This window comes from Actinophytocola sp. (genome assembly GCF_045807065.1).
Taxonomy (GTDB): domain Bacteria; phylum Actinomycetota; class Actinomycetes; order Mycobacteriales; family Pseudonocardiaceae; genus Actinophytocola.
This window is the reverse complement of record NZ_JBJMIE010000767.1, coordinates 1-11,920: the sequence shown is the minus strand read 5'-3', so window position 1 is coordinate 11,920 and position 11,920 is coordinate 1. Positions and strand designations below refer to the sequence as shown.

Genomic DNA, 11,920 nt, shown 5'->3' with positions numbered 1-11,920 from the left:
GTCGGCGCCGACGACGCCGGTCCCTTCACGGAGGCCATCAGCGGCTCGGTGCCGGCCGAGCTGTTGACCACCTCGCCCTGCCCGCTCGCGGTGGTGCCCCGACGGGAGACGATCGCGCCGGCCTCGGCTCCCGTCGTGGTGGCACTCGACGAGCCCGTCTCCCAGGCCGCACTCGCCTACGGGTACGCCACGGCGGCCAGGAACGGCCGGCCGCTGACGATCCTGCGGTGCGCGACCGGCGGCGTCTTCCCGGAAGCCGCCGCCATCGCGCAGGCCCGGCTGCTGATGGCCTTCGGCGAGCTGTACCCCGGTGTCCCGGTCTCGATCGACGTCGTGCCCGACGACCCTCGGCACGCGCTCGTCGCCGCGTCCCGGCGGTCGGCCGTGTTGGTGCTCGGGTCCCGAGGTCGCGGACGCCTCGCGTCCAACCTGTTCGGCTCGGTGAGCCGCGACCTCATCCGGCGCAGCGCCTGCCCGGTCGTGGTCGCCCGCACCCAACAGACGGCCGTCGCCATGTCCCGCTGAGCCCGGACGTCGACACCAAAGGAGGAGACCGATGAGATATCCAGTCGTCGTCGGCGTGGACGGCTCGGCCACCGCGCTGCACGCGGTCGCCTGGGCCGCGCGGCGCGCGAGCCGCGACCGGCTGCCGCTGCGGATCGTCCACGCCTACCACCTACCGTTGGGCTCCCCGTCCGGGGTGACCGAGGAGGAGCCCGTCCTGGACGTCCTGCGTCGCGACGGCAGGCGCTGTCTGGACGAGGCACGCGACCTGGCGACCATGGCCGTGCCCGGTCTCGACGTGGCAACCGAGCTGACCGCCATGCCCACGACCACCGGGTTGCTGCGCGAGTCCGAACACGCGTCGGTCCTCGTGCTCGGCAACCGCGGGCGCAGCGCGGTCACCGGTGTACTGCTGAGTTCCACCTCGCTCATGCTGGCCACCCACGCGCACTGCGCGGTCGTGCTCGTGGGCGAGGGCTCCGACAACACCTCCCACGGCTCACCCAGGACCGGCCCGGTGGTGGTCGGGGTGGACGGCACCGAGGCCAGCGAGGCGGCGGTCGCGTTCGCCTTCGCCGAGGCGGACGCCGCCGACGCCACGCTGTTGGCACTGACCGCCTACACCGAGTCGGTGTTCGAGACCGCGCTGGCCGGCAACAACGTGCCGATGGACTGGACACTGCAGCGCGAGCTCGCCGACCGGACGCTCGCCGAGCGGCTCGCCGGCTGGCAGGAGAAGTACCCGCAGGTCCACGTCCAGCGCGCGGTGATCCACGGCCGGCCCACCATGGCGCTGCGCCGTTGCGCGCAGACCGCGCGCCTGGTCGTCGTCGGGCGGCGTGGGCGTGGCGGGTTCCGCGATCTGATCTCCGGCTCGACCAGCATGCGCCTGATGCACCACGCGGTCTGCCCGATCGTCGTCGTGCGCACGGAAACCACCGATCAGTGAGCCCCGAGGGAGCCGGTGAGCACCGCCATGACGACCCGGTCGAGGTGACCGCCCCCTGGATCCGGCGTCCACTGTGGTCTCGCGCCGTGGACCAAAGCCCTCTGGCGCGCGGGACCTAAGCCAGCGGCCGCGCCGCGCGCCGATGCCTAGCTTTCTTGGTAGGCAAGGAGCATCGAGAGAGGACCGATCATGATCGTGGTTGGCGTGGACGGCTCGCCATCGTCACTGCAGGCGGTTCGCTGGGCCGCCGAGGAGGCCGTGCGGCACGGACACCCGCTGAAGCTGGTGCACGTCCACCAGACGCCGGCCGGGTTGCCCGGCGGCATGCTCGATCCCGCCGTCGTCGGCACCGCGCTGCGTGCTCAGGGGGAGAGCCGGCTGCGCGAGGCACGGGAGACCGTCGCCGAGGTGTCGGCCGACCTGCGTCCGGCCTCGGTGCTGGCGCCCGCGCCCGTCGTGCCCGTGCTGGCCGAGGAGTCGCTGGACGCGTCGCTGCTGGTGCTCGGCTCCCGAGGGCTCGGCGGGTTCACCGGGCTGCTGATCGGCTCCACCGCCGTGGCGCTGGCCGGGCGGGTGCACTGCCCCATGGTCGTCATCCGCGGTGACGGGCCCGCGGAGGGTCCGATCGTGGTCGGCGTGGACGGCCTGCGCGACGCCGAGGCCGCCGTCGCGTTCGCCTTCGAGGAGGTGTCCCGGCACCACGCCGACCTCGTCGCCGTGCACGCCTGGACCGAGCCGGTGGTCGACACAGTTCTGCTGGGCCACTCCGAGCCGCTCGACTTCGCGCCCGTCCAGCAGCGTGCCTACGAGACGCTCGGGGAGCGACTCGCCGGCTGGCAGGAGAAGTACCCGGACGTGCGCGTCGTCCGCGAGGTCGTGCGCGACCACCCGTCGCGGGCGCTGCTGCGCCACGCCGAAGGCGCCCGGCTCGTCGTGGTCGGCACCCGCGGACGCGGCGGGTTCCGCGGGCTGCTGCTCGGCTCGACCGGTCAGCACCTCCTGCACCACGCGCCCTGCCCCGTCGCCGTGGTCCGCACGGAACCGAGGACATAGGGGCGGTCGTGGTCGGTGCCGACGGGCCGGCGGAGGCGTCGCGGGCCGCGGCACCGGCCCGCGCCCCGGTGCGCACGGGCCGGCCCGACGGTGCTCGGCCACGACCAGGCCGACCAGGTGATCGCCTGCACCACGCGCCGTGTCCGGTCGCCGTCGCGCGCCGGGACCACGAGTAGCCGAGGAGTCTCCTGTGGACACACACGTTTCGTGGCGGGTACAGGTGGTGGTCGTGGCCGCGCTGGCGGTCACGGCGCTCGCGGGCCTGGCCGTGCCGTTCGCGTGGCTCGTCGCCACCCTCTTCGGGCTCGGCTACTCGCTGTCGATGGTGGTGACCGATCTCCGCGCCCGACGGGTGGGCACCGACGTGCTCGCCGTACTCAGCCTCGCCGTCACCCTCGTCGTGGGGGAGCACCTCGCGGGCGCGCTGATCGCGTTGATGCTGGGCACCGGCCAGGCGCTGGAGGGATACGCGCGGCGGCGTGCCACCCGTGACCTGGACGCGCTGCTCGCCCGTGCTCCGCGCACCGCCCGGGTGCGTCGCGGCGGCGGGGTGGTCTCCGTACCGGTCGACGACGTCGCGGTCGGGGACGTCGTGGTGGTGCGTTCTGGCGAGATCGTGCCGGTCGACGGCCGGTTGCTCGAGCCGGGTGTGTTCGACGAGTCCGCGCTGACCGGTGAGCCGCTGCCCGTGCCACGGGAGGCGGGGACCATGGCACGCGGCGGGGTGTGCAACGCCGGCGCGGCCGTGGCGATGTGTGCGGTGCGCACCGCGGACCGGAGCGCCTACGCGGGTGTGGTGCGGCTGGCGGAACGGGCGCTCGCCACCACCGCTCCGGTCGCGCGGCTGGCCGACCGGTTCGCGGTGGTGCTGGTGCCGGTCGCACTCGCCGTCGCCGGCGTCGCCTGGTGGTGGGCGGGCGATCCGGTGCGGGCGGTGGCGGTGCTGGTGACCGCGACCCCGTGCCCGCTGCTGCTGGCCGTGCCGGTCGCGATCGCGGGCGGCATGTCCGCGACCTCCCGGCGTGGTGTGGTGGTCAAGGACGGCGCGGTGCTGGAGCGGCTCGGCCGGGTGCGCACGGCGATCCTCGACAAGACCGGGACCGTGACCGCCGGCGCGCCGTCGGTCACCGAGGTCCTGGTGGCCCCCGGCGTGACCGTGAACCGGGCGCTCGCGCTGGCCGCCGCCGTCGAGTCCGAGTCACCGCACGTCCTCGCCACCGCGGTGGTGACCGCCGCCCGGCACGCCCACCTCCCGGTCACCCCCGCCACCGCCGTGCGGGACGTCCCCGGCGTCGGCGCCGGCGGCGTCGTCGAGGGCCTCGACGTCACCGTCGGCCGGTTGGTGGCCGAGGACCCGCCCGACTGGGCACGTTCGGCGCTGCGGCGGGCCCGGCTCGACGCGGCCGGCGTGGTCTGGGTGCACGTCGACAGGCAACCGGTCGCGGCGCTGCTCGTGCGGGACGAGCTGCGGCCGGAGGCCGGCCGCACCCTCGCCCGCCTGCGGGCGGCCGGGCTCGACCGCCTCGTGCTGGTGACCGGCGACCGCGGCGAGGTCGCCGAGGACGTGGCCCGTGTGCTCGGCCTCGACGACGTGGTCGCCGACGCCCGGCCGGAGACGAAGGTCGAGCGGGTGCGCGCCGAGCAGCGCAGGGCACCGACGATGGCGGTCGGTGACCGCATCAACGACGCCCCCGCGCTCGCGGCGGCCGACGTCGGGGTCGCCATCGCCGCCCGGGGCGCCACCGCGACCGCACAGGTCGCGGACGCCGTGCTCACCGGCGAGGGCATCGACCGCCTCGCCGATGTCGTCGAGACCGCCCGCAGGGCACACGGGATCGCCGTGCAGAGCGCCGCGCTCGGAGTCGGCCTGTCGTTCGTGGCGATGGTCGCGGCGGCGTGCGGGTTCCTCGTGCCGGCGGCCGGTGCGCTGGTGCAGGAGCTGATCGACCTGCTCGCCGTCGGGAACGCGCTGCGGGCGCTGCGCGGCGCCACTCGCGTGGCCGTGCCGATCACCGCGCGCCGGCTCATCACCCGGTTCCGCGCCGAACACGCCGAACTCGCCGACGCCCGTGCCGCCGTGCGTGGTGCCGGCGACGCGCTGTCCACGGGGCTCACCACCGACGCCGACACCCGCATCCGGGCGGCACACCGTGTTCTCGTCGACCGGATCCTGCCGCACGAGCGCGCGGAGGAGCGCGAGCTGTACCCGGCGGTGGCGCCGCTGGTCGGCGGCCGGGAGGGAATCGCGCCGATGAGCCGGAGCCATGCCGAGATCGAACGGCTCGCCGCCCGGCTCAGCCGCCACCTCACCGGTCCGCTGACGGCCGACCAGGTCGACGACCTGCGTGCCACGCTGTACGGCCTCGACGCCGTGCTGACCCTGCACTTCGCGCAGGAGGAACAGGACTACTTCGTACTCGCCGAGCGCGAACGCTGACCCCGCGGCGCGGCGAAAGCCTCGGCACGCCGCGACGTCCGAAGAGGACAGTGACGAAAGTCCCGCCCGGCCGGGACCTGTCGCTCTGTGCGCGGTGGTGGCGCACCGGTTGGCTGGAAGTGGTTCCCGAGGAAAAGGAGATCGACGAAGTACGAGGCCGGGATCCTCGAGGTTGACCGTACCGGTGAAGCCCGAGCCGGACACCCGGCCGATCGCGGTCGAGGTCACCAGGTGACCGAGTAGCGGCGGCGGAGCCATCACCTCCCATGGCTCCGCCGCCTTCGCCGTGGAAGCTGTCATGCTGCTCTCCGCGTACCCCGACCGGTGGCCGACAGGGACCAAAGCCCCTGTGTGATGGCGACTTTCGGTCCGCGCCGTCGCGGTGTCGTGGGCGTGATCATGTCCCTGTGCCCGCGAACAGGGGGAGTGGATGTTCAACACACAGTCGGGGCGGATGCGGTCCGTGAGGAGGGACGAGGCGCTTCAGTTGCTGGCCAGCGTGCCGTACGGCCGAGTCGTGTTCACCGAGCGTGCGCTCCCGGCGGTTCGCCCGGTCAACCACATCGTCGACGAGGGCGACGTGATCGTGCGCACCCACACCGGGGCGGCGATCCTGCGGACGGTCGGCCAGGTCGTGGCCTACGAAGCCGACGTCATCAGCGACGGCCCTCGGCTCGACTGGAGTGTCGTCGTGATCGGCGTGGTCGAGCTCGAGGAGCGTCCCGACGCCGTCGCACGTTACGAGCGGATGCTGCGGCCGATGGTGAACCTGCCCATGGACCACGTGCTCCGCATCCGGCCGCAGCTGGTGAACGGATACGTCCTGGACACGAAGGATCCCGCGGCCACCACCTGACCGCTGCCGCCACCGCCACGGCGGCGGCCAGCTCGGCGATGCACGCGCTCCTCTAGTGAACTTGTCAAGTGGATCTTTACTTCCCCGTAGCGGTGGTCGGGCACCGAGGTAGTGGGGGCGGCATCACTGAGGGTGTAGCGCCTCGTGCGTTGTGCTCATTCTCTTGGGCACCCTTTCGGGCGTGCCTCCGTCGGCCCTCCACAGGTAGTTGCTGGGGCAACTGCCCGCATTCCTCCATGCTTGGCGTCGGAGTGTTGACAGGGCGAGCGCCATCGGTCGTCTCGGTTACGGGACTACCAGCGGTGATCCCAGTACACCTCTCGGAGTAGATGTGAGGAACCAAGGGGTGATGGCACTCCCGAGTCACCCCTTACTCGGATTACGGTCCAAGAAGGACACTTCCGACGAGGGATTGCCGTGACACCACTGCAAGAAATGCCATCCATAATCGGGACGAAGCGACGAATGGCGCGCGCCGGGTTGACGCTGTGTCGCGATGTGATATTCGAGGTCACCTGCGGGACGCGGTGGTCAACCACAGGCTCAGCATGCGGGTGAACGAGATCTCGCTCTTCTGTAGCACTGACGTGCCTGCAACCACACGAAGTGTGTCTGCCCGAGAAACAATTCTCTGGGTGAGATCTGTATCCACCGAGCCAGTTTACGACAAGTCTGTGACAGTTTCTTGTGGACGCGATTGCAACCGCGTCAAACTCCGCAAGACCGTGGCCGGCTCGGGTCACCGTAGATGCCCTGTATCAACGTCTTCTACCCAAGCAAAGGCGGGATGACGCCCCCTCGGCTGGCACGGACCGGTACCACCATTCCACGCACCGTACCCGACCTACATCACCTTGCACTGCGACGAGCGTGCCCGTGAGGGCCTGTTTCATCACCACAAGAAGGAGAGTCGATCATGTCCACCGCCGACAAGCATGCCGAGGACTCGGCGCCGCACAGTAGTGGGGTTTCCGCCCCGCTGGTCGGAGAAGGTAGACCGGAGGTCACAGGCGGTGTTCCGTCTCGTCGCCGGTTTCTTGGCGCTCTTGGTGCGGTTGCCGCGTCGTCAGCGTTGTTGCAGTCCATGACCGGTTTCACGCCGGCGGAGGCCGCGCCGGCCTGGGCCGGTATGGCAAGCAGATCGCGGAAGCCCCCGAACGGGCAGACGGTCCTCATCCTCGGCGCGGGTGTCGCCGGTCTCAGCGCCGCATACCAACTCTGGGATGCGGGGTACACGGTCAGGGTGCTGGAGGCGCTGAGCCGGCCGGGCGGCCGGAACTTCACCGCCCGCAACGGTACGGTGGTGCCGGAGAAGACCACGACGGGCCAGATAGTCGAACAGAGGTGCACGTTCGACGAGGGTCTGTACCTCAACCTCGGCCCAGGCCGCATTCCCCATCACCATCGGCGGGTGATCAAGTTCTGCCAGGAGAACCGTGTCGAGCTCGAGCCCTACATCATGGAGACCACCGCCAACCTGTGGGCCGGTGGCTTCGGCGACGTCGCGCAACCCAACCGGCGGATAGCCAACGACACCCGCGGTCACTTGGCCGCGTTGCTGCACCGGGCGATCAGGAAGGGCAGCTTGCGCCGGGAGCTGGCCCTGCTCGACCAGGCCCAGCAGGACCTCCTGCTCGATTTGCTGGTCAAGTTCGGTGACCTCGACCGCAACCACGAGTTCGTCTACACCGGCTCCACCCGCACCGGGTACAAGTACCCGCTGACTGTCACCGAACCCGAACGGATGAGGCCGGACCCGGTATCGCTGAACGAGCTGGTCGACGCCCAGTTCTGGCGCCACCAGTTCTACAACCCCATCGAGCGGCTGTGGCAGGCGACGATGTTCCAGCCGGTCGGCGGCATGGACAAGATCGTCGACGCGCTCGTGGCCGCCCTCCCTGCCGGCACGATCACCTATGACGCGCCTGTCACCGACCTCGAGATACTCCCCGACGGGGTCGGGGTCACCTCACGCCAGAAGGGCGCTCCGGTCCTGGAGAAGGTGGACTACTGCCTCAGCAACATCCCGATCCCGGTCCTGCGCGATGTCCGGCGGAAGGGCTTCTCCGACCAGTTCACCCGTTCGATCGACTACGTCCAGTACGACCCCGCCTGCAAGGTCGGATGGCAGGCCAACCAACGTTTCTGGGAGGCCGACCCCTACCACATCTACGGCGGCATCAGCTGGACCAACGACATCATCCACCAGATCTGGTACCCCTCGAACGACTTCTTCAGCCAGAAGGGCACCATGACCGGCGCCTACAACATGGGCGACGACGCCATCAAACTCGGCGACATGTCCATGCAGAACCGGCTCAACACCGCCCGCGACGCAGCAGCGCGACTACACCCCGAGTTCAGCAACAAGACCATCGTGCCCGACAACGGCGTGTCCATCGCCTGGCACAAGGTGCCCTACCAAGCCGGTGTCGGCGCCTACTGGAACCCCGCCGACATCCACGCCCTCTCCGCTTACAGCAGACTCCTCGCCCCCGACCAGCAACGGTTCTACGTGATCGGTGACCAGGTCTCCGCGCTACCCGGTTGGATGGAAGGCGCTCTCATGTCCGCCGAGTACGTGGTCAAGCAGATGCTCAAGCTGGAACGGACCGAGCCACCCGTCGTCCGCCAGGTACCGGACTCGCGAGCCATCCTCCCGTAAGAGAGACGGCGAGCAGGGTGCGCGTCGGTGCCAGCGTGCGTGCTGAGCTGCCCCGCCCGGGATAACGGGAACAGCGTCAGTGCCGGGGACGGCCACGGTGTCCTTCTCATGGTCAGCGAGCTCGTGCTGATGCCGCTGACCGGGGGCGGCGTGTCGTCCGGTGAGTCATGACGCTGGTGCGCGCCGGCGGGGCCGGCCACCGTTCGGTGACCGTCCCCGCCGTCCGCTTCATGGTTCATCCGTGCTCTTGGATTGGCACGCGATCGGCCTGTCCTTGGCGAGCACCTTCCCGGCTTGCAGGTCCCTGACACACTCGTCGTAGTCTGGCGAGGAGCAGCCCATGATTCGGGCCTCGAAGTGGGCGCTGGAGGGGCTGACGTCATAACCCCGGGTCATCAAATAAGCCAGGCACCCGTCCTCGTCGGCGTGGGCGGGTGTGGCGGCGACGAAGGGCAACGACATCGCGGCCAGGGCCACCGCGGCTCCACTGAGGACCTTGTGCATACCGACCATAACGATCACTCCTTTCAACGGCTCTCCCTGCGCGGATACGTCAACTCATCTTGTGGTGTGGAGGGCCAGCCACGGGATTGCCGTGTCCGCACGGGAAGATTCCCAGCCGCGTCCATGACTACCCGATCGAGAAGTTGGCTCACTCGGCGGAGTCTCTTTCCGTTGGGTCGTCGCTGTCCGCAACGCGGATGGGTTTGCTCACCCTGGAACCACCGGACTCGCCTGTCCAGACAAGGTGTCCCCGCCGATCTCCACCGTTGTATGCGTGGGATGCGCCATCATGCCCGGATGGCGTGAGCTCCAGGGGACATCGTGCATCGCATCTCGGAGAGTGCGCCGGTCATCGAGTCGCTGCGGAAACCGCAAGGTCGCGCTCTCGACCACTGGGCCGTCACCGCCAGCACGCCCCGGCAACCGGTCCCTCGCCCTCGCCTACCTGCTGGTCGGACTCGACCAGCAGGGCACACCCTCGATCGGTGAAGTCGTCCGCGTCCAGTAACCCCTACCCAGCAACACAAGGAATGACCGCGGTTGCTCGCCGTCGGCGGACAGAGCGAGCAGAACGACAACCACCGGGACATGAGCCCCACCCAGGGCACCACCAAGACCGCCGAGATCCTCGAACTCAACCCGGCCGGGTCCTTGACGAGCCTGGCCGGGTGGCGCGCACCCGCCACTCCGGCCACCGCCCCACCCGGTGACTACTTCCTGGTCGTGCTCGACAGCCGCGGCGTCCCATCAACGGGACAGCTGATCAGCCTGCGCCAAACCACATGACAACGACCCCGCACTATCCCGCGCCTCGCCCTGACGAACCCGCCGCGTCCGTCCAACGAAGCCTCGGCGCGCCATCGCGTCGGAGGGAGGATCGATCTTCGACCTGGTCTGGTTCGGTCAACATGTCGATCGTGCCGGCGGGCGGCGTGACGTCGGGGTTGCCGTCGAAGTCCGCGGTGTCGGGGGCACGTGCCGGGTATTCGACCGCGCCGCGGTCACGATTGCTCCGCGGACCGTGGACCACCGCGGAGGGTGGTGAGCCGGCTCCGGTACTCCTGCTCGTCGATCTCGCCGCGGGCGAACCGTTCCGCGAGGATCCGTTCGGGCCCGGTGTCCGCCGAGGTGCGCGGAGCGCGGGTCAGGTAGCGGGCCAGCACGACGACGGCCGCGATCACCAGGCCCCAGAACACGATCGTGGCGGTGGCCATGAACACGTAGCCCCAGCCGCTCATCCCGTGGCCGTACCAGAACATCATTGGGACCTCCTCAGTTCGTCCTACCTCCACGGTTCTCGCCGCGGCCGCCCGCGGCTAGGGACCTCCGACCTTGTCTGCGGCGCCCGAGGGCCCGGGTCGCCGCGCGGAACAGCGACCGGTGTGCCCCGGGTGAGACAAGGACACCGGACGGTGGTCCAGTGTGTAGACCGGCAGGCCGGGGAACTCGTCCGGGCGGTGGGTGACGATCAACGCCGTCCGGCTGTCGGTCAGTGTGCGGAGGTCCGCCGCGAGGGCGGTTGCCGTGGCGTGGTCCAGGTGCGCCGTTGGCTCGTCGAGCAGGAGCAGTGGGCGGTCGGCGAGGAGGGCGCGGGCGACGCCGAGGCGCTGGCGCTCGCCGCCCGAGACGTCCGTGCCGTGTGCGCCGAGGGCGGTGTCCAGACCGTCGGGCAGGCTTTCCGACCAGGCGGCCAGGTTCGCCGACCGCAGTGCCTCGGTCAGGTCCGTGTCCGTGGCGGACGGGTTGGCCAGCAACAGGTTCTGGCGCAGCGTGCTGTCGAACAGGTGGGTTTCCGGGCCGCACCAGGCGATCCGCGACCGGACGTCGTCGGCGGGGACGGTGCGGGTGTCCGTGCCGTCGATCGTGATGTGGCCGGCGGACGGGTCCAGGTCGCGCATGAGCGCGGCCAGCAGGGTGCTCTTGCCCGCGCCGGACGGGCCGGTGAGCAAGGCCGCGCGGTGCTCGCCGAGGTGCACGTTCGCTCCCGTCACCGCGTCGCGGGCCGCGTCCGGCCAGCGGACCGCGACGTCGGTGGCGGTCAGGGTGGTCGCGGTCGGCAGCGCCGCCGGTGTGGCCGGTTCCGCGGCCGGGGTCGGGGTGGCGTCCAGCGCGGCCAGGCGACGGGCGCTGTGGGTCGCGCCGAGGAGCCTGGTCGCCGCGTCCGGAAGGCCGGCCACCAACTCGGCCGCCGCCAGTGGGGTCAACGCCAGCACGGCCAGTTCGGGGCCGGGCAGCACGCCGGACCGCAGCGCCGCGACGCCCAGGACCAGGCATGCCACGGTGGTGAGGCCCAGCGACAGCGTGCTGACCGCGAGCCCGGCGCCTCGAGCCAGTGCGCCGCGGCGTCGTGCGGCGGTCAGTTCGTCGTCCGCCGCGCGGAGCAGGGCGTGGCGTGGTCCCGCCGCGCCGAACGCCAGCAGGTCCGGTGCGGCGGTGAGCAGCTCGACCGTGCCCGCCGCGACGCCGGCCCGCAGCGCCGTCGTGCGGCGCTCGGGCTTCCGCGCCGCGGCCAGCGACAGCAGCGGTGCCACCACACCGGCGACCAACAGTCCCAGCGCGACGGTCACACCGGCGGACGGCAGCAGCAACCCGACCCCCACCGCGGCGCCGGCCGCGACGAGACCGGCCGACACGACCGGGACCACGCCGCGGACGAGCACGTCCTGCTGGTTGTCCACATCGGACACCATGCGATCCAGGAGGTCGCCGCGCCGGTAGCGGGCGGTGACGGCCGGACCCAGGCGGACCAGCGTGGTCCACACCCGCACCCGCAGGTCGGCCAGCGCACGCAACGCCACGTCGTGGGACAGGAGCCGTTCGGCGTACCGGAGCACACCCTTCGCGATGCCGAACGTGCGGACGGCCACGATCGCGACCATCAGCGTCAGCACCGGCGGGTGGAGTGCGGCGGCCGAGATGAGCCACGCCGACGTGGCCGTGAGCGCGACACCG

Annotated in this window: 10 protein-coding genes; 7 read left to right on the top strand and 3 right to left on the bottom strand. The window is 71.0% G+C overall.

The genetic code is table 11. The features are described 5' to 3' along the window. From ACJ73U_RS44910 to ACJ73U_RS44885, 6 genes are all read left to right on the top strand, one after another. The coding region (locus tag ACJ73U_RS44910) for a universal stress protein (protein ID WP_407783912.1) at positions 1 to 525 on the top strand (525 nt) is incomplete at its 5' end. Positions 526 to 556: 31 nt separating this feature from the next. Further along, entirely contained in the window at positions 557 to 1,453 is an 897-nt protein-coding gene (locus tag ACJ73U_RS44905) for a universal stress protein (RefSeq protein WP_407783911.1), read from the top strand. A 189-nt stretch (positions 1,454 to 1,642) separates the two neighbouring features. Beyond that, positions 1,643 to 2,506 (top strand): universal stress protein, encoded by an 864-nt coding sequence (locus ACJ73U_RS44900; RefSeq protein ID WP_407783910.1) that lies wholly within the window; start codon positions 1,643 to 1,645, stop codon positions 2,504 to 2,506. Positions 2,507 to 2,696: 190 nt separating this feature from the next. Next, a complete protein-coding gene (locus tag ACJ73U_RS44895; protein ID WP_407783909.1) occupies positions 2,697 to 4,943 on the top strand; it encodes a heavy metal translocating P-type ATPase in 2,247 nt (748 codons plus the stop codon). Positions 4,944 to 5,397: 454 nt separating this feature from the next. Continuing rightward, positions 5,398 to 5,799, top strand: a complete 402-nt coding sequence (locus tag ACJ73U_RS44890; RefSeq protein WP_407783908.1) for a pyridoxamine 5'-phosphate oxidase family protein — start codon at positions 5,398 to 5,400, stop codon at positions 5,797 to 5,799. 1,084 nt (positions 5,800 to 6,883) lie between these two features. Next, the gene (locus ACJ73U_RS44885; protein ID WP_407783907.1) at positions 6,884 to 8,464 is read left to right on the top strand and encodes a flavin monoamine oxidase family protein; all 1,581 of its coding nucleotides are present in this window, start codon (positions 6,884 to 6,886) and stop codon (positions 8,462 to 8,464) included. A gap of 228 nt (positions 8,465 to 8,692) precedes the next feature. Here the strand turns inward: ACJ73U_RS44885 and ACJ73U_RS44880 are convergent, their stop codons facing one another. Further along, complete coding sequence (locus ACJ73U_RS44880; RefSeq protein WP_407783906.1) at positions 8,693 to 8,995, bottom strand: hypothetical protein; 303 nt, start codon at positions 8,993 to 8,995, stop codon at positions 8,693 to 8,695. Positions 8,996 to 9,508: 513 nt separating this feature from the next. Between ACJ73U_RS44880 and ACJ73U_RS44875 the strand changes: the two genes are divergently transcribed. Then, positions 9,509 to 9,754, top strand: a complete 246-nt coding sequence (locus ACJ73U_RS44875; RefSeq protein ID WP_407783905.1) for a galactose oxidase-like domain-containing protein — start codon at positions 9,509 to 9,511, stop codon at positions 9,752 to 9,754. Between the two features lie 215 nt (positions 9,755 to 9,969). Here the strand turns inward: ACJ73U_RS44875 and ACJ73U_RS44870 are convergent, their stop codons facing one another. Together ACJ73U_RS44870 and cydC are read right to left on the bottom strand one after the other, a co-directional pair. Continuing rightward, positions 9,970 to 10,230, bottom strand: a complete 261-nt coding sequence (locus tag ACJ73U_RS44870) for an SHOCT domain-containing protein (protein ID WP_407783904.1) — start codon at positions 10,228 to 10,230, stop codon at positions 9,970 to 9,972. Positions 10,231 to 10,284: 54 nt separating this feature from the next. Further along, on the bottom strand, positions 10,285 to 11,920 hold a 1,636-nt coding region (gene cydC, locus ACJ73U_RS44865), incomplete at its 5' end, for a thiol reductant ABC exporter subunit CydC (protein ID WP_407783903.1).

Coding starts and splice junctions, on each gene's coding strand:
- ACJ73U_RS44905 (WP_407783911.1), top strand. CDS start 557: ATGAGATATCCAGTCGTCGTCGGCGTGGACGGCTCGGCCACCGCGCTG.
- ACJ73U_RS44900 (WP_407783910.1), top strand. CDS start 1,643: ATGATCGTGGTTGGCGTGGACGGCTCGCCATCGTCACTGCAGGCGGTT.
- ACJ73U_RS44890 (WP_407783908.1), top strand. CDS start 5,398: ATGCGGTCCGTGAGGAGGGACGAGGCGCTTCAGTTGCTGGCCAGCGTG.
- ACJ73U_RS44885 (WP_407783907.1), top strand. CDS start 6,884: ATGACCGGTTTCACGCCGGCGGAGGCCGCGCCGGCCTGGGCCGGTATG.
- ACJ73U_RS44870 (WP_407783904.1), bottom strand. CDS start 10,230: ATGATGTTCTGGTACGGCCACGGGATGAGCGGCTGGGGCTACGTGTTC.